Origin of the sequence: Rhodopirellula sp. P2 (assembly GCF_028768465.1) — a bacterium.
Lineage (GTDB): Bacteria > Planctomycetota > Planctomycetia > Pirellulales > Pirellulaceae > Rhodopirellula.
The window spans coordinates 3,072,079-3,092,755 of record NZ_CP118225.1 but is presented as its reverse complement, the minus strand read 5'-3'; the positions used below and the strand labels follow the sequence as shown (position 1 = coordinate 3,092,755).

General features: G+C 57.8%; 17 protein-coding genes and 1 tRNA gene. 7 read left to right on the top strand and 11 right to left on the bottom strand.

Annotation, left to right across the window (positions count from 1 at the left end; genetic code table 11):
• Positions 1–102 precede the first annotated feature (102 nt).
• The 4 genes from PSR62_RS10905 (at position 103) to PSR62_RS10890 (ending at position 3,600) form a co-directional block, all read left to right on the top strand.
• Positions 103–1,959 (top strand): tetratricopeptide repeat protein, encoded by a 1,857-nt coding sequence (locus PSR62_RS10905; RefSeq protein WP_274407773.1) that lies wholly within the window; start codon positions 103–105, stop codon positions 1,957–1,959.
• 266 nt (positions 1,960–2,225) lie between these two features.
• On the top strand, positions 2,226–2,405 hold the full coding sequence (locus PSR62_RS10900; RefSeq protein WP_274407772.1) for a hypothetical protein: 180 nt from the start codon (positions 2,226–2,228) through the stop codon (positions 2,403–2,405).
• A 6-nt stretch (positions 2,406–2,411) separates the two neighbouring features.
• Positions 2,412–2,621 (top strand): hypothetical protein, encoded by a 210-nt coding sequence (locus PSR62_RS10895; RefSeq protein ID WP_274407771.1) that lies wholly within the window; start codon positions 2,412–2,414, stop codon positions 2,619–2,621.
• 283 nt (positions 2,622–2,904) lie between these two features.
• Positions 2,905–3,600 carry a PAS and helix-turn-helix domain-containing protein gene (locus PSR62_RS10890; RefSeq protein WP_274407770.1) on the top strand — a complete coding sequence of 232 codons (696 nt, stop codon included), beginning with the start codon at positions 2,905–2,907 and terminating at the stop codon, positions 3,598–3,600.
• Between the two features lie 132 nt (positions 3,601–3,732).
• Here PSR62_RS10890 and PSR62_RS10885 read toward each other — a convergent pair whose 3' ends face one another.
• On the bottom strand, positions 3,733–5,487 hold the full coding sequence (locus PSR62_RS10885; RefSeq protein ID WP_274407769.1) for a metallophosphoesterase: 1,755 nt from the start codon (positions 5,485–5,487) through the stop codon (positions 3,733–3,735).
• 144 nt (positions 5,488–5,631) lie between these two features.
• On the opposite strand from PSR62_RS10885, the gene PSR62_RS10880 reads away from it, so the two are divergent.
• Together PSR62_RS10880 and PSR62_RS10875 are read left to right on the top strand one after the other, a co-directional pair.
• Complete coding sequence (locus PSR62_RS10880) at positions 5,632–6,957, top strand: outer membrane protein assembly factor BamB family protein (protein WP_274407768.1); 1,326 nt, start codon at positions 5,632–5,634, stop codon at positions 6,955–6,957.
• A 217-nt stretch (positions 6,958–7,174) separates the two neighbouring features.
• Positions 7,175–7,259: transfer RNA gene (locus PSR62_RS10875), tRNA-Leu, on the top strand.
• On the opposite strand, the gene PSR62_RS10870 is transcribed toward PSR62_RS10875, so the two are convergent.
• The 7 genes from PSR62_RS10870 to PSR62_RS10840 all read right to left on the bottom strand — a co-directional run bounded on the left by PSR62_RS10870 (position 7,226) and on the right by PSR62_RS10840 (position 13,843).
• Complete coding sequence (locus PSR62_RS10870; protein ID WP_274407767.1) at positions 7,226–8,557, bottom strand: tyrosine-type recombinase/integrase; 1,332 nt, start codon at positions 8,555–8,557, stop codon at positions 7,226–7,228. The two genes, PSR62_RS10875 and PSR62_RS10870, sit on opposite strands and share 34 nt — an antisense overlap.
• A gap of 67 nt (positions 8,558–8,624) precedes the next feature.
• Positions 8,625–9,020, bottom strand: coding sequence for a hypothetical protein (locus PSR62_RS10865; RefSeq protein ID WP_274407766.1), 396 nt, complete (start codon positions 9,018–9,020; stop codon positions 8,625–8,627).
• Complete coding sequence (locus PSR62_RS10860; protein ID WP_274407765.1) at positions 9,017–10,732, bottom strand: YfjI family protein; 1,716 nt, start codon at positions 10,730–10,732, stop codon at positions 9,017–9,019. Before PSR62_RS10860 ends, PSR62_RS10865 begins: the two co-directional genes overlap by 4 nt.
• The gene (locus PSR62_RS10855; protein WP_274407764.1) at positions 10,729–11,724 is read right to left on the bottom strand and encodes a bifunctional DNA primase/polymerase; all 996 of its coding nucleotides are present in this window, start codon (positions 11,722–11,724) and stop codon (positions 10,729–10,731) included. The genes PSR62_RS10860 and PSR62_RS10855 overlap by 4 nt, the downstream gene beginning before the upstream one ends.
• Entirely contained in the window at positions 11,717–12,076 is a 360-nt protein-coding gene (locus tag PSR62_RS10850) for a hypothetical protein (protein WP_274407763.1), read from the bottom strand. The genes PSR62_RS10855 and PSR62_RS10850 overlap by 8 nt, the downstream gene beginning before the upstream one ends.
• Positions 12,069–12,338 carry a hypothetical protein gene (locus PSR62_RS10845; RefSeq protein WP_274407762.1) on the bottom strand — a complete coding sequence of 90 codons (270 nt, stop codon included), beginning with the start codon at positions 12,336–12,338 and terminating at the stop codon, positions 12,069–12,071. Before PSR62_RS10845 ends, PSR62_RS10850 begins: the two co-directional genes overlap by 8 nt.
• A 275-nt stretch (positions 12,339–12,613) precedes the next feature.
• Positions 12,614–13,843: a hypothetical protein gene (locus PSR62_RS10840; protein ID WP_274407761.1), complete on the bottom strand. Its 1,230-nt coding sequence runs from the start codon at positions 13,841–13,843 to the stop codon at positions 12,614–12,616.
• Between the two features lie 1,709 nt (positions 13,844–15,552).
• Here PSR62_RS10840 and PSR62_RS10835 point away from each other — a divergent pair.
• Positions 15,553–16,701, top strand: a complete 1,149-nt coding sequence (locus tag PSR62_RS10835; protein WP_274407760.1) for a PEP-CTERM sorting domain-containing protein — start codon at positions 15,553–15,555, stop codon at positions 16,699–16,701.
• 458 nt (positions 16,702–17,159) lie between these two features.
• On the opposite strand, the gene PSR62_RS10830 is transcribed toward PSR62_RS10835, so the two are convergent.
• The 3 genes from PSR62_RS10830 to PSR62_RS10820 form a co-directional block, all read right to left on the bottom strand.
• Complete coding sequence (locus PSR62_RS10830) at positions 17,160–18,206, bottom strand: DUF3500 domain-containing protein (protein ID WP_274407759.1); 1,047 nt, start codon at positions 18,204–18,206, stop codon at positions 17,160–17,162.
• A 76-nt stretch (positions 18,207–18,282) separates the two neighbouring features.
• Positions 18,283–19,329: a tRNA pseudouridine(55) synthase TruB gene (gene truB, locus PSR62_RS10825; protein WP_274407758.1), complete on the bottom strand. Its 1,047-nt coding sequence runs from the start codon at positions 19,327–19,329 to the stop codon at positions 18,283–18,285.
• Positions 19,330–19,460: 131 nt separating this feature from the next.
• Positions 19,461–20,621: a lysylphosphatidylglycerol synthase transmembrane domain-containing protein gene (locus PSR62_RS10820; protein ID WP_443217422.1), complete on the bottom strand. Its 1,161-nt coding sequence runs from the start codon at positions 20,619–20,621 to the stop codon at positions 19,461–19,463.
• Between the last annotated feature and the right edge of the window lie 56 nt (positions 20,622–20,677).

Genomic DNA, 20,677 nt, shown 5'->3' with positions numbered 1-20,677 from the left:
AACAGATTTGCAAGGCGAACAGCCCCTGCACGACCGGTTCCGATAACGGACCCTGAACCCACCCTTCCAATTTGACCCTTTCCCCTTCGACGAGACTTCTGGATGAATCATCGACGCAGCGGCCAGCGTTCACTCATGAACCTTCACCGTCCCTTCGCCGACACACTCGGCCACCCTCGCGTCTTGGCGGGCGTCGCGGTCCTTTGCTTCTCTGCGTTGCCCGTTGACTCGGTCCAGGGCCAGGAAACCATCACCGAGCAGGCTCCTGCAGCTCAACCGGCGCCTCCGGTCACGCCCGTGCCCCCCGGCGCGCCCCCGTTACTGCCCTCGCAAATGAAGCAGTCGACGGATCCCGGCCAAGCGGATTTAGACGAAGCGGTGCTGAAACGCATCGATGCCGAATCCAATGAAGACCTGGAAGCGGTCGCCTCGTTGATCGAATCGGCCTTGGCCAAAGGCCTCGATGACGAAAACCAATCCTTTGCGAAAAAGATGCTCGGCAGCATCCAACTTCAGCGCGGCCAAGGCATGGCTGGCGCGATGACTCGCATGAGAGGTCGCCGCGCCTTGCAAATGCGTGATGAAGCCTTGCGAGTGCTTGACCAAGCGATCGAAAACGATCCGGAATTGGCCGAAGCCCACATGCTGATCGCCCGTTTGAACTTGCTTCCCGACGGGGACGAGGAACGCATCGCCAAAGCCACTTCCGCCGCGATCAAATTGCTCCGAGACGATCCCAAGGAACTCAGCACGGCTTACCTGCTCCGGGCAATGACCCAGGACAACACCGAGGATCAACTGGCGGACCTCTCCAAAGCCATTGAGCTGGACCCCTCCAACGCGGACGCCGTTCGCCAGCGGGCTGGCCTGCGAATGCAAGCAGGCAAGATCAACGAAGCCGTCGAAGATTTGCAAAAGGTTCTGGAACTGGACCCCACCAACGAACAGATCGCCGCCGCCACGGTTCAGCAACTGGTCGAACTCGATCGAACCGACGACGCGTTGGAATTGCTGAGCAAGACCATTCAGGCTCGCCCCAGCGAAGGGCTGTATCGTTTGCGGGCGTTGCTTTACACCAACATGGACCGGGAAGGCGACGCGCTGGCAGATTTGAACAAAGCCCTCGCCATGCAACCCAAGGACCCAATCGCCCTGTTGCAACGAGCTGAGATCTCTCTGCGACGCAGCGATGTGAAGGACGCCAAACGTGACCTGGACGCCGCCATCGACCTGGCGCCGCAAGTCGAACAACTCGATCAAGCCATCGTGGTTCGCTGTTTCATTGCCGTCGAAGAAGGACGCATGGCAGACGCGATCAACGACATGAAAATTCTGATCGACCGCAGCCCTGACGATGTCTATCGCCAACTGCAATTGGCCACCTTGTACTTGCAAGACGACCGGCCTCGCCAAGCCATCGAGATGCTCAGCGGGGTGCTCGATCGCGATCCCAAAAACGCTTCGGTCCTGCGTTCTCGTGGCGACGCCTACTTGGCCGTTGGCGATCACGCCGAAGCCATCGCGGACTACGAAAAGGCGTTGACCAACCTCGACGCGGAGAAAGAAGCGGACGCGATCATTCTGCCCAGTGTTCTCAACAACCTGGCTTGGGTGCTTGCGACTTCGCCGAAAGACGAAGTTCGAAACGGAGCACGTTCCCTCGAACTCGGACTGCGAGCGGTCGAAATGACGGAGGAATCCGAAGGGCACATCCTCAGCACCTTGGCAGCGGGATACGCCGAAGCGGGTGACTTCGAAAACGCGATCAAATGGAGCGAAAAGGCGGTGGAGGCAGCCAAGAAAGAAATCGAAGACGGCGCCGATGAAGAATCGGTTCAACTTGAACAGCTTCAAGAAGAGCTGGAATCCTATCGCGTCAACGAACCCTGGCGTGAGAAACAGGACACGGAAGAAAATGAGATCCCATTGCTGTCGCCCGATGACTTGATTGACACCTGAGCCAAGGACCTCGGATCCGGTTGCCGACAACCGCACTCTCGGAAGTGCGGTAGGATGAGCCAAGTCGACTTCGCTCACTTCTGAGCGGGATTCGTCCCGCTTCGCTTCCAGTCCCCCTCATGCCGCTGCGTCGATTCCCGCCACGGACCTCGCGTCCGTGCCTCTCTTGGTTCGCAGCAATCACGCTGCGAACCGCAATTACGTCGGCCCACGGCATCGCTTTCGCGGCCCCGCCGAACGCCACTGAGACCAGCGCCAACCGCTTGGTGAAAACTCTCAACGGCGTCGCAGCAGAAGGAGTCGGTCACGCGGCCGCGATGGAGTTGATGTCGGAGCCACTGCAGGCCACCTCCGTCACAACGCCGCAGCTTTTTGCGACGCTGAATTCGATGGCCCAGGCCACCCCGCGCGCCAAGAACTGGCTGCGTTTGCTGGCTTCGCAATAAATCGAAGTGGCCGATTCCAACGCGAAGACGAATTCAACAGAGCGGTCCTTCGAGGCTGACTTGCTCACGTTTTTCAATGACCGGACGCAGGATGGCGATGCCCGGCACCTGGTTTATCGCCACCTCATCGACCGCGATCCCGAACGACTCGAAACCTTGCTCGAGCAAGCCGTCGACGACCCGTTCATCCCGCTTCGGTACTTGGCAATTCAATGAAAACTGACGCTGGCGGACGATCTGGCAGGGGATCCACACCGGTCGCGGAATGAGTTCACAGAGTGGGTCGTTTTAAACTCGGCCGCTCCGGCGACCCGGGTTCAAAAACCACAGGTCGCCAGGAGCGGCCTCGCCCCATAAGTCATATCGACGTCATGTGGGCGTCACTCCATGAGCGAATTCGCTCAATTGGCACAGCACTTGCCTGTCTAGTCTGACTGGGGCGGCATCGTGAGCGTTCGTGTTTGCTGTTCCCAACAGCCTGAATTCATCCGAGGGAGCCATGCGCACCGAACTCAAATCAATCGATTGGTTGAAGGTATTCGACCAGGAACCAGACGTAGGCCTGATGGTCGTTGGAAACGATGGCCAAATCGTTCACTTCAATCACGCCGCCCTCCGTTTGTTCGGAGTCGATGACGAGGACCTGCTCGACAAAAACCTTCACGATGTTTTTTCCGAGGAATACGCCCGTGAACGAATGTCCTGGGTCCAAGAGGTCATCGACACGGACAAGCCACTTCGAGCCACACACATCTACTGCGGCCGGATGCTGGTATCGTCTTTCTATCCCCACCACGATGGCGATCACCACTTTGCTGTGATTCTGACCCGGCTGGATGGCATGATCCCAGAAGGGGACATCAAGGACACGCAAAGTCAGTTCATTGACCTGGGACCGCTCTCGGTCCTCAGCCCTCGCGAATTGGAAGTGCTCGTGTTGCTGGGACAAGGCAACAGCGTTCCTGAAGTCTCGCGACTCTTGTATCGCAGTCCCCGGACGATCGAGCGGCACAAAACGGAGATCGGCCACAAGCTTGGCGTTTCGTCGATCTCACAACTCACTCGCCTGGTTGCTCAAGCGGGCCTTCGCCCGGAACACCTGTCCTTGCAACGCTTTGACGCCGTCAGAAAACCGCACGATTGCACCCCCGACCTGTTATTGGTCAAAGCCGATGCAACCTCGTCTCCTGTCTAGGCACGCAAATAGCATTTCCGATCGCCAGACATGACCGCCGACCGTGAAGCCCTTTTGAACTCGGACCGACGTTGAAAGGCAGTGACCGCGAAAAAAGGCTGCGATCAAGGGGCTCAGCTACCAGTGAAATGCTCACTCGGTGAGCGGCGAACCGACGACCAAGGGAAGTGTGAACTGGTGCTCAGGGTCGGTGTTGTACTGGTCAAACACGGGCGAGTAAGTGCGGACTTGGATGGACTTGCCATCGGGAAGCAGTTCGATCAGTCGCATCCAACCGTCACCACCTTCGTGCAGCATTTGATAATTCGCCAGCATCTGGTGAACGAGGTTGCCCTGCGGCGCCTTCTCACTCAGCAACCCCGCGCCGTCGTTGAGCACATGACCTGAAAGCACCATCATGACATTGGGGTGGTCGCTGATCAGCTTCGTCCAAAGATCGCCTGCGTCATTGATTCCTTCTGGACTGTCAGCAACGCCGTACTTGTACGGACTCCAGGTTTGCGACTGCGTGCGTTTCCAGTCGTACTTGGTTTCGTCGTAGTACATGTAAGCATGCGTCACGATCACAGCCAGGCGATCGGAATGCTCTGTCAACAACTGATCGGCCCATTTCACAGCGCGATCCCGAGGTGCCCATTCCAACGCAATCCCAATCCACTTGGCATGGTCCGTTTCAAACAAACTGTAGTTGTTCTCCGTCTTCCCCGGGTCCATCGTGCCCTGAAAGGAAGGATGACGTGCAAACCGTGGCTCGTCCAAGTAATCACTCATCAAGGATTCGTGCGTCGCTCCGTTTCCGCCTGGACCCATGTCATGGTTGCCAGGAGCTGCGATCACCGGAACATGGCCGAACAACTCGTCCATCGCTTGCTGTGCGTTTTCCCATTGGTCGGGCGTGTTGCGGTTGGTGATGTCACCCTCATGAAAAACCGCGACGATGTTGCGGTCTTTCAGGTGCTGGCGAATCCAACGGGTTTGAGCCAGAAAGTGCTGCGGATAGTGTTGGCTGTAAATCTGGGTGTCGGGCAGAGCAACAATGGTTGCGGAACCCACCACGAACGGCAACGGTTCCGGCACTTGGTACGAAGGGGTGGGGTCCACCGCGGGAGCACGTTGATTCTGAACCATCCGAACGTAGTCCTGCAGTCCACGGAAGAAGCTCTTCGAGGCATCCACAAAACGGGCTGGTGCAACGGTCTTTCCGTCGGGCGATTGCCATTTGTCGAAAAACAGGGATGTCAAAACAATGCGTCCCTCACCATGAGACGCTTCCAACAGCACGGGGTCGCGAGTGGATTTCCCAAGCGCCGCCAACACCGCAAAACCTTGCTGATCGCGAAGCGTTTCCCACGATCCAGCCCGATGATGGTTCGGCAACAACAGACGATCCTCCGCCGCTGAATCGCGAGGCAATCGCTGCAGCAGCGGATGCTGCGGAGCATGCACGATCACAGGGTTGCCATCCCGATCGGTGCGTGAAGCGGAAAGGGAATCTGGCAAGAAAGCGATCGATGATTCGGTTTGGTCAGCCTGCGTTAGCTCCAACAAGACAGCTCCCGCCGCGACACGTTCGCCCAACAACTTGCGGTTGTTTTCCAGCCACTTTCGGACCGCGGCTTCCTCGCTGGCGAACGACCCGACGGCGATCAAATCAGCCTCCGGCAAGGTGTCCTGTTGCAAGTCGATCGTTGCAACTTCAAACCCTGCCGCTTCCAAACCAGCCTGCAGCCCAACTTGTCCGGTCCAAGGATCCGCAACCTCAATCACAACCGCCGTCAGCACCGGTTGCTCGGCCCCCTTGGTGTCCGCCGAAAGGAACGAAGTGATGCAGCAATTGAAAACAATTGCCGAGAAAAACAAACGGTTTGAGATCGTTGGAGAAATCATGAGGTGATTCTGCAAGACAGTGAGAGAGGAAGGCAACCAATTCGCCCCCCGGTGAACGGAGCAAGGGAACGCATGGCCTCGCCCTCCGGGTAAGTTATAGTGGCTTCGATCCCATTCACATGTGACCACCTGACCACCAGTGACATGAAAATCCTGCGAATATTCACGACCATCACGATCGGCCTTGCCATTGCCTCGACGGGGAACAGTGGCGATCTCAATTGGCCGCAATGGCGAGGCCCGGACGGGTCCGGAAAAACGCCCGCCACCCAGAGCGTGGCGCAGTGGGGCCCTGACACCAACGTGAAGTGGCGAACCGAATTGCCCGAGCCCGGCAACTCAACACCGATCGTGTGGGAAGACCGGGTGTTCGTCACCCAACCACTCACGGAATCGAATCAGCGCGCCATCCTTTGCTTCGATCGAGAGACTGGAAAGGAAAAGTGGCGACGCAGCGTCACCTCCACCGAGAGCGAAGCCAGTCATCAGACCAATCCATACTGCTCCGCTTCTCCAGTCACCGACGGCGAGCGGGTGATCGCCTGGTTCGGTTCCGCTGGACTGGTCTGCTGGGACCTCGACGGCAATCAGCTATGGCAGCGTGACCTGGGACGCCAAGAACACATGTGGGGCTATGGCTCCTCTCCGATTCTGCATGAAGATTTATGCATTCTCAACTTCGGTCCTGGCAACCGTGAATTTCTGGTCGCCGTTGACAAGCGCACGGGGGAAACTCGCTGGCAGCGTGACTCGCTCGACGATGAATCCGAACGCGAACTCAGCGGTCCGGAGAACGATGGCAATGCCAATGACTTCCAAAGCGACAAAGCACGCAGCGAACGACTCCGCGGTTCCTGGAACACGCCCATCATGGTGAAAGCAAACGGGCACTGGGAACTGGTCGCCGTGCTGCCGCGGCGGGTCAGCGGATTCGATCCCGCGACGGGGCAGTTGCTGTGGACCTGCGGTGACGCTGCACCGCTCGCGTACGCCTCCCCCGTGCAATCCGAAGGAGTCATCGTGGCGTTGGGGGGATACGGCGGCGCATCGCTCGCGGTCGAGGCCGGGGGCCGAGGCGATGTCACCCCGACGCATCGATTGTGGCACAAACCCAAAGACAGCGGTTGGCTGGGCACCGGCGTTGCCCATGAAGGCGTGATCTACGTTTGTGGCCTGGGCGGTGTGCTGAGTTCGCTGGATGCCACAACGGGCGAAGAACTTTGGAAAGCTCGTGTTGGCAGCGGTGGGACTTGGTCCAGCATCACCCAAACCGAAGACGGGTTGATGTACTTGCTCACCAAATCGGGCACCACCACGGTTTTCCGCCCTGACCGCGAACGCTTTCAATTGGTTGCGGAGAACGAACTGGACGAAGCCAGCAACGCCTCCGTCGTCATCACGAACCGCGAAGTGCTCATCCGCACCGACAAGGCACTCTGGGCGTTCGCTGAGCCCGACTCAAGCGAATGAGTGGTCCGAGAAGGTCATGAGGTGATCGACACCGGCTTTGGCACTCGAAACATCGGGCATCTGTTCCCTGGTCAGGTCCCAGACGTTCCGGCTACAATCGCCGCGAGCGATGGTCGGCGACCGTCACGCTGCAATTGCGTCCCGCACCAGTCTTGCTGAGAGGGAAAAGCAGACCGACAAACCGGCCGAAACACGAAGGCACTGAAGAACAGCACCTGCCCAGGTGGTGGAATTGGCAGACACAGGGGACTTAAAATCCCCCGGACGTTTAGTCCTTGCGGGTTCGAGTCCCGCCCTGGGTACTATTAAGGGTGCCGCACAGCACCATCGAGGACGATTCACCCCGGTTTTTACGAGGTTTCTGAAGATCGCCCAATTCGTCTTGGTGCTGAACGTTGCCCTTCGTTGCTGCGAAGTGGGGTGGATTTTGGGGTGGATTTCTCGGTGCCACCCCAGCCCCGTGTTGCACCGCTCGGTCGAACGATGATTTCATCTGCATCGCGTAGTGCTTCATCGCGATCGGGGCACTGTTGCCCAACCAACTCGACACATCTTTGATCGGGTACAACGCGATCAGCTCGGTTTCGCGGGTCGCCCGTAGGTTCTGCATCGGCTTGGGCCAAATCGTCAAACCGGCACGCTTCACGATCTTGCGGAACGTCTCACTGATCCCTTGCTCGGGACGATACCGAGTGACCACCAACTCGGCCCCATCGGGTGCCATCTCTTTGGCACGCATCAGGTGGGGCAACAACTCGGGGAAGATGGGGCAAACTCGGGTCGGCGGGTTTTTGTTGGATCGCACGATCATCTTGCGATTGGGCAAATCGATATCCGACCACCGCTGCAATCGTGTTTCGTGTGATCGCATTCCAGCGTAGCGAGCGAACGCCAACATGATTTTCCAATCCTCGCAATCGGCGGCCGCGATGCACCGCTCAATCCAACTCGCATCGACGAAGAATTGACGCTCTGGATTCCCGCTGACCGTCACCGTCTCTTTGGCGAACGGATTGGCAGCGACCACCTTGTCACGCACAGCACGATTGAAAATTTCCCTCGCACGACCAACACGTCGTCGCACTGTGTTCTTCGCCAACCCGGCCTTGGGTTTCCCCTGGGCCACTTCGCGGGCCTCGGTTTCCAACCACACTCGAAAGTCCTCTGCATCGGCCTCGGTAATCGTCGTGATCTTGCGTTCGGCACCGAAGAACGCCACGAGGTTTCGTTGAACGTCCTCCAATTGGCCGTTGGTGGAATCCGCCCGGTTGCCGCGGTTGATATAGGTGGTGCACCACTTGTCCAACGCGATCTCGGCCTCGGGTCGCTTCGGCTTACGTCGCTCCACCAATCCCCAATCGGCCAACCGATTGCGCTGGCGTTCAGGCAGGGCCTTTGCCCAGGCGACCACATGCTTGGGCACCAACTCATCGTTCTCGCAGCAGTACGCCAGACGCTCCAACTTCTCGGCCACATCGGACGCTTGCGTCTCGGTGCGAACCTTGGCACCGGGGTAATACGATCGACGTTGCCCATCGATCACCACACGGATTTCAAACGTGTCGCTTTGGGTGCGTTTGATACTTGCCATCGTGTTCATCTCCACGATTCATCAAAGGAAAAAACAACGGCGGGCCGGTGATGATGCCGGTTTTCGGGAGCAACCCCTAGCCGTTGCGGTTTTGAGTGTAACGAATCGCCGCGGCGGACCGCAGCAGATCTTCGGTTCCTTGTCGTCGCGCCTCTGCGAGCGGATCGCAGGACGTACAGTGCCAGACGTCATCGAGAGTCTGGACGTCACACAATTGTCCGCAGGACAAACAGGTCGGCACGTTCGCGGGATCCACTTCATCCATCGCCAGCAATTGGGCCGCGTCGTCGTCGCCGGGCAATCCCTCAGCGAGCCTCAACAGCCGCATGATTTCGGGCTTGGACTCCCGCAGCATCCCCAGGTAGTCGTCGGTGATTGCGGCAACCCGACCACCCAGCTTGATGTCATCACCATCGATGGAAACGCGGACGCCACGGGCGACCAAACCAGTGATCAAGGTTTCGGGAGTCATACCGTCACCTCGATTTCATCGTTTTCGTTTTCATCCCAGGGGCATGAATCAGAACCCTCAAAACCATCAAAAGTCCCCTGGGTTGGTCTTTCGGGGGTTTTGATGGCTCGATTCTCGGTCGTCGCCAGATACTTCGCAGCCTCGGGATGCACCAACCAGTCCATCGTCGGACGTCCCCCGGTGTCCACCTTGATCGACTGCACCCAACCGGCATCGGCCAACAGCCCCAAGGTTTCCTCGACGACTACCTTCGTCGTCAAACCAGACCAACATCGTTTGACAATCGACGCCACACGGATCGGCGTGTCAGTCGGCCACGTCAGCAATCGACGCAGCAGAGGGCCAGCATGTTGCCGTTGTGGGGACGTCGCCACCGCATACAAACGTTGTGCGTGACTCTCCAGGTATTCCGCCCAACGAATCGCGGTCGACGTTGCGACGCCACTGACGGCCCCACGTCCACCGGACGCCAAGTGCACCAGCAGCGCGATCGACGGGACCATCGAAGCGTACTTGGACAGGTGCGACTCAAACGCCTCTGGCAAGTCCTCACGACGCAGACGTCGTTGGTGCGACTCGTCCCACGCATTGAACAACACTTGACCATCGGCATCGAAGTGAAGGAACGGGATCCCGTCGTCATCATGCTTGTCGGTGTCACCAATCGCCTTGGCATCGATGTCGGCAAGTTCCTCAAACGTCTTCCGCAATTGCTCCTTGGCGGCACCATCGGGCCAGCGGTCGACCGGGTGATACTCCTTGGGTGAATCAGGCCAGACCGTAATCTGCAAACGCTGAACCAGCCCATCGTCGCCACGCCCTCCACGAATCGCAGCACTGACGTAATCCGTCAATCCACCCGGCGTGAAGCATCCGAAGACACTGATACAGCCACGGGCCGACAATTCGCCACGTCCCAAGGTGTCGTCGTTGACGATCTCGGTTCCGTTCCACAGCGTCAGGTAAATGGGACGCACACCGGCCTGATCGTCACGATCAAGTTTTCGCATCCATCCAAGCAGTTCGTCGATGAACAGAATCATTCCCGCCGGGTGACGACTCAGCATCTCGCAGAGTTTTTGAATCGATGTTTCCTTGGCGATGATCCGCCGGGGTTCCGGTGGTTTCGTTTCGACCAGTCCCTTCAACTCGGAAGCGTACGATCGGGCCGCGTCTTCATCGCCAGACTTGATCGCGGTCTTCATGTTGTTTTCAAGCAACTTGCGACGCGGTTCCAACAACATGGCATCGACTTCCGCGTCGTCGATTTCGTCGGCCAACGCCTCTCGACTTCGACCTTCCAGGTTCCGCAATTGCCGTTCAGCGCCCTTGGTTGCCGGTGTCTTCTTCAGACTGGGGCGACCGACGACGCAGCCCCAAAGGTTCGGCACGACCAACCAGTCGTCACGCATCCTTGGGCGGATCCCAAGACGGCATCCCACCACCGCTGCCATCGCCACCAGCATCGACGCGGCGGGATAATCCGGTGGACATTGCATCCGCTCCGCGATGTCGTCAACGGCACGCCCAATGGACGACGGCAGCAACTCAGACACGTATGGCATGACCGGACGCAATTCATCTGGCAATGCATCGGGTTCGCCCCACGTCACACCACCGGCATCGTCTTGGGCACGGCGGTCAATTTCGTCATAGTCGACGTGCGGCGCGGGCGCGACTTTGATTCCGCTACGGTTTGTTTCCTTGGTCATTGTCCTGCCCTCCCATATCCCATCGCGATGACGGCACGGGCCGCGACACAACGGTCACCACCATGATTGAGAGATGCAAACGCAGAGAATTTCCCCCACGTTCGATGACCCACGCCCTCCGCAGCGAGCGGGCCGGCAGTTGCCGAAAAGACGGTCAACACTTCGGTGCCATCCTTGGCGACGACGATCTTGGCGGACGTCCCAAACTGTTTGCCGGGGCGAGTCCAGGAGACTCCGTTGGTGGTGGTCCATCCGTGCGGTTGCAAGATGTCCAACCAATCGGCTCCGCGGTCAAAATCCCCCCAAGGTGTCGATGTGTCCGATTCTATCGATGGACGCAATTCGGATCGACGTTGCCGAACGTACTCGGCCATCGGATCGGGACGTTCATCCAGTGACGCAGCTGCACACCAAAGGATCTTGCGCTCCTCCGGTGTCATCGTCGGCAACTCAGGAAGCGGAATCCCACGCACTTGGACGTACGGGCTTCCACTTTGATGGACGCCAGCGGCGGACCCCACACCAACGATATAGCCTCCTTCACCACGACTTTCGACTAGCACGCCACCCGCGGCGGTCATCGCGATCTTCGTATTGCCACTGACTTCAACGCAGCGGTACAGGACGTGGTATCCAAGTCCTCCGGTTTCGACGACGCACAATCGGCAAAGCAAATTTGCGGGCAACAGATTGAGCCATTGATCGAACGTTTCATCCGGTTGCTCATCAAAATCGAGCACTTCCATTCCACCGGATTGGATACCACTGACCAGGCCAATGCCGGCCGCGTTCGCGAAAAACGATCGCAGCTCGTCATCGGTTGCAAACCGGGTTCGGTATTCATTCCACGACTGCACCGCCGGGGCTTTGCTGCCGTCCATTCTCAACGGGATCACAGACACGCCAGCGGCGATGTAATCACGAGCGATGGTATACTGGGGGCGACGGGTTGCACTGTCATCGCACTTTCGGGGTTGTCGCTCACTACGCATGATCGGCACCCCGTTTTTTGTTGGCTTGCTTCTTGGCATGCTTCGCGGCTTGGCGTGCGGTCGCTTCAGCCTCAGCGGCCTCAGTTCCATCACGCAGTGCATTCAACACGTCTTCAATGACGTACAGGCGTCGATCGCCCTGCATGATGGACGGGATCGTCTTCGCCTTGGTCTCGGCATCCAACTTGCCCATCGACCAATGCAGGATCTTCCGCATCCCGTCTCGGGTCGCGACGGGGCCGGCGTCAACGTTGTGGCGAGCCAACAATGGACGTATTCCATTGAGCACGTCCGCCACGATCGCGGCACGCAATTGTTCGGGATCGATGTCCCGCAAGATCAAGTCAGGCATCGTCGCCCCCCTTCGTGTTATCCACCAATTTCCACAAACGGGAATGGCAACACCGATTGCTCGATGGGACATAGCCGACCGGACGGATGATTCCATCGCGGTGCAACTCAGCGACCATTGCACCGAACAATCGGCCGTCTTTGCCCTCAGGCAATTCCAGACCACGAATCGCCTCGGTGAATGTCGCGGGACCTTGCTCCAAGCGACGAAGAAATCGGCGTCGAGCTATGGCAAAGACTTGCCGGATATTGGAGTCAGACATTGGGCAGCTCCCTCCGGTCTTGATCCGAGCAACTGGGGGGCTGATTGAGATTGTCTTTGCGAGCTTCGCGAGCTTCTACGCTAAGTCGATAAAGCCGTCGCAACAGCATTCGTTCGCGAACAGCAAACTCAATCCGATTAGCGATCGATTCCGGCGTTGGAAGCGAGTCGAGCGGTGACATTGAAAGTCCTCCGGGCAAGTGAATGAAACACAACGCCCAGAATCTGCCGCAGTCCCGAAAAGAACAAAAACGCGAGGCCTATTTTGCTGTTTCGCTATTTCGATCTTCCACGATTGTCTCGGGAAAATGGGACTTTAAACCTTTCCAGATAGGCTCGTTTGTACGCATCAAACGCCCCGTTCCCCGTTTCACTATCGAACAGCGGCCAACCGCGCTCCGTCCCCTCGTCATTCACCATCTTTTGCAACTCACGATTCTTCAGCTTCGTTGGATCGCAATTATCTAACATCCACTCCCCTCTCTCCAGTTTCTTCTCAGCGATCGTTGGTCTGGCCTTGTCCGTTAAACCGGACGGCGGATTTAGTGTTTTTTCGCCGGGGGCTATTGGGGAGGAACCACGAAGATGGGCCGCGAGCAATTCGCAGGCAGTCGCGTAGTATCCGAGAATGGAAAATTGGTGTTCACACCAGAGACGTTCGGCGACGACCCGTTCGTCATCCTCTTCGCAGTAAATTTCACAAAAGATGCTTTTGAAAAGACCTGGTGACAGTACTTTGATTTTGCCCGGCTCCAAGAAATAGGCAGAGGGACTGACGATGGTTTTGGTTTCTTCGTCGTATTCGACAGGAGATATCGCAGGTATCCAATAACCAAATAGGTTGGTCGCAACTCCAACTCCAAATCCAAAACCAAAAACCAATCCTCGCGGCCTCGCGTCCTCAACCAGTTTCGAAATTTGAAGAGGCAGTAAGTTTTCCATTTGCATGTGAGACAATTCATCTCCCAACAACTCCAACTTCTCACATATTTGGACTTTGATTTCAGAGGATTCAGGCAGCAGTCGGATTGCCCTGAATTCTTGCTCAAAGTATTCAAGTCTCCTCAATTGGTCGTTGTGAATCCCACTGGTGGAGCTTTGTTCCGTTTGATTTCTCAACGTATTCACGGCAGGCATGTCCGTGTTTGCAGCATTGGCCTTTTCCAAACAATCCCGCCAGATCTCCACCACCCTCGCAACAACCCCGGCATCTGCCTTTGGCAACGTGCCTCCGATAGTGAATCCCTCCTGGTCTTGTCCGAAGTCGTCTTCGTATTCATGTTTTTGACAGGGGAATTCAACCGTGTCGCCCGTACACAACGTTGCACAGTAGTACTCCGACGCCTCCCATGGTTCAGTTGGCCTGCGAAACTCGATCTCCAACGGCGCATCAGGACACTCAGCTAATCGCATCAGCAAGCTCACCAATCGATCTGCCGACCTTGTTCCGCGACATTCCGCAAGTGTCTCGCCAATCAACGACATCACACGCAAACGCTCTTTCATCAGCTCTCTTTCGATGAGGCCGATTCGATCGGCCGCTGCGGAAAGGGATCGCAGGCGGCCGGTCGAATCGTGCGGCCGGAGCTACCGGCCTACCTTAGAAATCGCCGCGGGTCAGGCGACGACGTGAACGGCGGGCGACCAAACCCGCACCAGGGGGATTCTCGCTCAATTCGGCGGCACCATCAAGAAAGCCATCGGCCGCGAACCATCCACCGAAGCGAAGTCGGTTTTCAGATTTCGAAACCAGCGACAGCTTGCGGACAACTCACCCGCACATCGCAAACGCTGGGAAGGACCCAACCAGGCACACACCGGCCCCCCAACCCCCGCACACCGAGGACGAACGAACTCTCTCTCAGCACTGCGGGCCTGCCCATCGCATCAGCCGACACAGTTGTCTCAGAAGGACCCAATGGTCAGCAATTAAAAACAGCCGTCGCCGTCGTAGGCCTCGCTAGGCCTGTCCCCAAGAGTCAGCGAAAACGTGGAGTTTCCCAGGCTCCCGTGAGCCTTGGTGCTTTTGGGCCAGTCGCTGAACGAGTGCCTTCTTGTGAACATTTGCCGAGTCGTTCCTTTCGATGAACCGATCCACGACCGAATCCCATGGAACCCATGCAAAAGGCTCTTGTTTGAGGGCTGGCTTTACACCCCCATTGAACGCGATCACCTCGGTGAACGAGCGTACAAAGACGTCCAGATCAGCAATCGCCAGTCGTTTGCCATCTTCATTGTTTGGATAAATGCGTTTTGTGTTTAAAACCATTGGGAGATCCTTCAATAACATGTCGAGTTGACGGAGCGTGCATCGCCCCCGAATGGGGCTAGTTTGAGTTATGCGGGCGGATTTCCCGAGGATAAGTAAGTGCAATTCAGAAAATAATTTTCGCTCGGGGAAACAGTGGAACGACTAGCCCTTTCGCCTTGGTGGGAGCAGGGCGACAGAACCACAATCTTGTCGATGCGATCAAAATCCATTTTGCTGCATGCACGGCGCGGTTCGGGGGACGATCGGTCGCTCGCCAGCCACCGCCAGAAATCAGGCCCCCCCGCCTCCACCACACCCCGCGGCCAAAACCCTGATTTTTGCCGCAAGACGCCCACGCCGATGGAAGCGGCGATCCGATCACCACCGCCGTGGTTTTCGACCACCCCCGCCCCAACCGATCCATCGAAGAGGAGGAGGAGGGTCGAAATCATTTTCACCCACGCCACCGAGAACACCGCGATGGGATCCCCGCACCAGCACCCCCACCGGCCTCGGAAGGACCCGCCACCGCGCACCGCCCCCCTGACCCCCGCAAACATCGACCGGACGGACTGTGTTCAAAGGTCCCTGGGCTGATCTCTACCGCATTCTATCTTGGACGCTCAGAGGGACCCAACGACGGTAGGGGGGTGGTGGCGGTCGCAGTCCAGCCGGCACGCATGCGAGAACACCGGAACCCACTGGCGATCACCTCCACATCACACCGAGGGAAGTACCTTTTGATTGGGGTGTCTGTCCAATCTGTCCCGCAGCACGACGGTTCCCATCTCCATGTCATCACGGTGCGAACGAAGTAGTACCTACGCTCTTGGCCCCAACAGGAGTCGTGGTGGGTTCACGACCATGGTGCTGCAGCTCGCACGAAAAGGCAATTTCCCGATCGACTTGGCTCGATTCGTGTGAAGGAGCTGCCGCCTCCAACTACATTTGGGGGAGAGCCTCGATGACAGCGAAAATCATTAGCGATTCTGAACAGGCAAACACCAATTCGACATCCCTGAATGTCTCGGTAGCTGCGTCGCCTCTCGATTGTTTGACTCAACATCCATTAACGAAGACTGGAAAGCATACGACCATGAAGTTCTTTCTCGCAGCAGTTCCGCTTCTCGGCCTTCTTTTCGGCAACAGCGCTTCGGCGGCAGTTCTTGGTGCGGGAAACTTGATTGTCACGGACTCCGCATCAAACTCGGTGCGGGAGTTCACGTTGGGGGGGTCGCTCGTTCAGTCGTTCACGGTGATTCCGCCGACTGGAGTTGCCGAATCGTCCCGAGGACTGAAGGTTGATGGCGACGGCAATATTCAAATTTACAACGGCACTTTCTCTCCCGTAGTTTCAACCATTGATGTAACCACTGGAGTGCAAACTGATCGTGCGGGCAATTTCTCAACCACCGCTACAGGTGGATTCGGGAAGATCGCCGTCGTAGGTGATTCGCTGTTGGTTTCGGATGCTCCCACAGGAGGTCGCACAGATCGAGGAGTATTGCGTTTCAACGGCACCACAACCGATCGATTCATCGCTGACTTCACGCCGACGGATATGACGATTGGTCAAGATGGACTACTAGCAGTGCTCGGTACGAAGGCGAACGCTGCTGCAAGCAACCCTTCGCAAGTCCGCGTCTATGATCCGTTGACAGCCGACTTGATCTCGGAATTTAGCTTGCCTGACGCCGTTGCAGGTCGCGTAATTCGTGGCCTAGTCGCGGACGATTCAGGTAATTTCTATGCTCACGAGCTTGGTGACGAAATCTTCCAGATTGATTCAAGCGGCAATCTATTAGCGTCCTTGGACGTTACGGATATCATTGGCGAATCGCTAATTGATATCGATATCGATCCTCTTGGAAATATCGCCCTCGGCACAAATCGGGGAAACGTGATTCTCACCGACACCTCGTTCTCGAGTCCAACCAGCTTTTCAGCCTCCTTTTCGACGGATATCGGTCGCCCTATCTACGTCGGCTTCACTTCGCCCGTGACTGCAGTTCCAGAACCTGGCACTGCAGCCTTTCTCATTCTTGCGGGCGGTTTGGCAATGCACCGACAACGTCGGCGGAAACGCAGCCGAGTGAAAACAACTGAGCGGTAGGGTCGCAATCCACTTGCTCGTGTCTTGCTTTTAACTCGGGATCCGACTGGCGACTAACCCACGGGCCACCGCGATCAGATCCGCCCGCCCGGCCGCATCCAATTGCTCCCACAGCGCCACCATCTCCTCGGCCTCCACCGACGAAGTGGGGTGGATTTTGGGGTGGCACGCTTCATCACCTCCATTTCCCCCGTGTTTTCCCGCTCGGGTTGCCGTCCCGCCCTGGGTACTTCTCTGCGACGTCGCGGAACCGATTGTGAGACAGCGTTTGATTTTGAGACGCTCTGTTTGGCAGCGTTCAGTCGGAGATGGGCCCGGCTCAAACTTCTACACAAAAAAAGCCGCTCCGGCGTGAGCGGTGGTCGCTGACGCAGGAACGGCTTGAGCTGGCTCGCGGATTCCGACTGAATTCAAACGAGCCCATTGCCAGAATGAGCTCTTCGAATGCTTGAGTTCGCTCAGGGAGCGATGGGCAGATCGAAGTCGCCGGACAAGTCGCGGTAGACACAGTGAATGTGGTTGGCTGGGTTGCCAGCCGGGTCGGCTTGCGTGTTCACGAACTCGATCAAGAACCGTTTGCCGCGCACTCGGTAGTAGTGACCGATGCCTGGCTCAAGAGCTCCCGCCCAGGCAAAGTGAACGTTGTTCCAACCGTCCGCTTCGATTTGTTGCGTCCGTTCAGCAGCGACTTTTTCCGGTGCGACACTGACGTACAAATCCACCACATCGCGAAGTTGTTTTTGTTGGTCAGGGTTCAAACTGGAATAGGCGATTCCTTCGGGTTCTCCCACCGTCGGTTGGGGTTCGCCGGCGAAGCGAATTTCACCGAGAGCTTCTTCGGCGATCCGTGCGACTTCAAGCTGCTTGGAATCCAGCGAGTTCACCAGTTTGAACGCGAGTTGTTCCTCTTGGTTCAGAACGGCGGTGCCTTTGCCCAGCGTCACGCTGGTTTCGTTCTTCACCACGGCGGGGTTCGTCGCCATGAACTGGGGCGTGGAATCCACGACCTTCCCGCCGCGACAAACGAAGTTCAGCGACAGGTGGTGACCTTCGAAGGACAAGCCCCAACTGGCGTCTTCGCCGGCGGCGGTGATGTCACCGAACAAGGTCACGTAGTAGCGTTGCGGGTTGCGTTCCCAAGTTCCTTTGCCGGCTTCCATTTCGTTGAGCACTTCTTCCAGCAACATGATCCGGTTGGCTTTGCTGTAACCGGCTTCGCTGAGTGCCGAACGGAGAAGACGCAGGGCGGCGGTTCGCTGAGCATCGTTCATCTGCTCGAGCATCAGCCCCTTGCGTTCCTTCTTGGGAATGAAGTGCCAGCCAACTCGCTTGGGCGAATCAAACGCCATCACAGCATCCGCTTTTTGATCCGGCGTCAGCGTTTCCACGAACGCAACGGCGAAAGTCTGCATTTGTTCAGCAGGTGAGGCGGCCAATTTCCAACCCGCCAGCCCCAAGGCAGCGACGGCGGAAAGGGACAGCAAGGCAAAACGAATCTTGTTCATGGCGGGTCGATGACAGAGGGAGGGAATCGCCGAGCGATGTTGGCTCGGAGAGGAGGGAATCCGGCAAGGCGGGAATTCAGCCACGTAGGGTAATTGATTCTGCCGACGGAAACACTCTCAGCGGGTGCCACAATTTACCATGCGGGCGAAGAATCGCGACCAATTCCCCCCATCGGCTGGACGAATCGGACGAGCGATCGACGCCAATGCAATCTGAAACGCTGGTGTTGCGATCGAAGGTGTCGACCTGGTCGATGCAGCGGGTCCATTCCTCCGGCAACGGTTCCGCCGGAGCCTGCGGGGTTCCCGAAATCCGAATCCCTGCGTGCAGCATTCCGATTTGCTGGGCGTCCAAATCGATCACTGGCAGGTGGGTCAGGCCTTCGACCGAGGGACGCATGAACTCCAGCATGGGCTGAGGAGATGGTTTTTCGCGGTCCGTGTCGTCGAACATGAACTCGCAATCCAGAGTGTCGGCCAAGGTGAAACGCCCGACCTCGGTGCGAACCAACTTCGTCATCACAGCAGCACATCCGCAGGCGGCGGCGACATCCATCCCAAGCGTCCGGAGGTAAGTTCCCGAGCCACAACGAACATCCAAACGCATCACCGGTCGTTCATAAGAAACCAATTTCACCGAATCGATGAGGATCCGACGCTTGGGCATTTCAAAATCTTCCCCGCGACGAACTCGCTTGTGGGCCCGTTCCCCATCCACTTTGATTGCCGAATGAGCCGGCGGGGTCTGCTCCACCACACCATGAAAATCTTGCAGCACTCGCTCGATTTCAGCGGCACTTGGCAAGGTTGCGTCTGCTTGCGTGACCAGTTCCGATTCCAAGTCCCCGGACTCGCTGGACACCCCCAGTTGAAAATCGGCGAGGTACCGCTTGCCGTGTTGCAATACCCAGGGGGTCAATCGCGTGGCTGATCCAATCGCCAGCAGCACCAACCCTTCCGCCAACGGATCCAGCGTTCCTGTGTGGCCCACTTTCAGCTTGCGAAGACCGAATTCGGCGCGCAGCCGACGCTGCGCACGGTTGACCAGGTCTCGAGAGGTTGCGCCCGGCGGTTTGTAGCAAGGCAGAAAACCAAGCGGGGAATGCTCGCCGTTGGGGTCCATGGGAAAACGTCAACTCAAGGAATGAAAACAAGAAATGAAACGAAGGCGTGAACACCTTCCCACAACAGAACCACCGAACGAGCTGGCAGCCCACCCGTCAGACCGCATCATCCGTCAGACCGCATCATCCGTCAGACCGAAATGGTCCGCAGAGAAAGATGACTGATCAGTGCCAAGCAGCTCTCGACCACGATGAACAACAACCGGGCAGTGATCACGCACAGCAGTGCATGGGTCGGATCAGTCACTGTGCCCAACACGACCAATGTCACCCACTCGCGAACACCAGCCCCACCGGGCAGCAACGACGCGAATCCCAAGACCATGCCGAGGCTGATCGCAGCGGTGGCAACCGTCAACAGCTCGTAACCAACGGGCAACCCATTGTAAGCCGGAATGGCTTTCATCACGCAGGCAAACGACAACCCGATCAAACACCAAGACAACAGCGACCATCCCCAACCTGAGATCAATCGCGGCCACGTGATCGCGGATGAAACATCCGCCACCGCGGTGGATCGATTGGCTGAATCCTCCGGCTGCGTGCGAGCCCGTCGCCGGCTGACCAGTTTGATCACACGCCGCATCACCGGCGGCAGCGTGGGAATGCAAGCGACCACCGCCATCAACGAGGCCGCCCATTTGACCCATTGAGGAAGCGGCGTCGACCACATCAGACACCCCGCCAGCGCACCGCCAACGGACATCATCAGCAGCGTTTCAAAGAACACGCAGGTGGTCGCTCGACCGATCAAAGTTTGCCTGGAGGGTGCGTCTCGGATCACGGCAGGCAAACTGCCAGTCCGAGACGTGGACACCACCGCGGAGACACGGAGCACCACCACCATCGCTTTGCCGGGGATGTACTTCCCTGCATGGCCAAGCAATTGCGCCGCGGTGGCTCGAGGCAACGAACAGGGAACATGGAATCCACGCAGGGCTCCATGCAACACACACGCCGGCGGCAGCAGCCCGACCGCGTAAAACATCGCCGCGAGCAGGAGCGAGCCAAGAGAAACGTTTTGCCACGTCGGCAGGGATCCCAGCAATCGACTGCGTTCTTCGCTCAGCGATTGTCGTTCGCCGGTCCAGACGTGGCCCTGGGGATCACCGGCAGTGCCCTCCGCAGACGCCTGGAACTGCCCGTCAAGGACCTCGAGTTCCTGGTCAATGACTTGGACACGAGCCTGGACGTCAGCGACCTCGGCCTGCCAACGTTCGACCGCATCCTTGGCCGCGAGGGCCAATCCCACCACGACCAAGACGGCGATGACTCGTTTGGCCCAGCGCATCCAGCCAGCCTTCCGCCGCGCGGGAGCGGGCTCCCGCGTTTCGGATTCGGCGGTTT

Bases quoted from the DNA above. Each gene is read 5' to 3' on its own strand.
- PSR62_RS10840 (WP_274407761.1), bottom strand. From the start codon at position 13,843: ATGAAAGAGCGTTTGCGTGTGATGTCGTTGATTGGCGAGACACTTGCG.
- PSR62_RS10865 (WP_274407766.1), bottom strand. From the start codon at position 9,020: ATGACTCCCGAAACCTTGATCACTGGTTTGGTCGCCCGTGGCGTCCGC.
- PSR62_RS10830 (WP_274407759.1), bottom strand. From the start codon at position 18,206: ATGAACAAGATTCGTTTTGCCTTGCTGTCCCTTTCCGCCGTCGCTGCC.
- PSR62_RS10820 (WP_443217422.1), bottom strand. From the start codon at position 20,621: ATGCGCTGGGCCAAACGAGTCATCGCCGTCTTGGTCGTGGTGGGATTG.
- truB (WP_274407758.1), bottom strand. From the start codon at position 19,329: ATGGACCCCAACGGCGAGCATTCCCCGCTTGGTTTTCTGCCTTGCTAC.
- PSR62_RS10855 (WP_274407764.1), bottom strand. From the start codon at position 11,724: ATGCGTAGTGAGCGACAACCCCGAAAGTGCGATGACAGTGCAACCCGT.
- PSR62_RS10890 (WP_274407770.1), top strand. From the start codon at position 2,905: ATGCGCACCGAACTCAAATCAATCGATTGGTTGAAGGTATTCGACCAG.
- PSR62_RS10905 (WP_274407773.1), top strand. From the start codon at position 103: ATGAATCATCGACGCAGCGGCCAGCGTTCACTCATGAACCTTCACCGT.
- PSR62_RS10880 (WP_274407768.1), top strand. From the start codon at position 5,632: ATGAAAATCCTGCGAATATTCACGACCATCACGATCGGCCTTGCCATT.
- PSR62_RS10835 (WP_274407760.1), top strand. From the start codon at position 15,553: ATGACAGCGAAAATCATTAGCGATTCTGAACAGGCAAACACCAATTCG.
- PSR62_RS10885 (WP_274407769.1), bottom strand. From the start codon at position 5,487: ATGATTTCTCCAACGATCTCAAACCGTTTGTTTTTCTCGGCAATTGTT.
- PSR62_RS10860 (WP_274407765.1), bottom strand. From the start codon at position 10,732: ATGACCAAGGAAACAAACCGTAGCGGAATCAAAGTCGCGCCCGCGCCG.
- PSR62_RS10850 (WP_274407763.1), bottom strand. From the start codon at position 12,076: ATGCCTGACTTGATCTTGCGGGACATCGATCCCGAACAATTGCGTGCC.
- PSR62_RS10845 (WP_274407762.1), bottom strand. From the start codon at position 12,338: ATGTCTGACTCCAATATCCGGCAAGTCTTTGCCATAGCTCGACGCCGA.
- PSR62_RS10870 (WP_274407767.1), bottom strand. From the start codon at position 8,557: ATGAACACGATGGCAAGTATCAAACGCACCCAAAGCGACACGTTTGAA.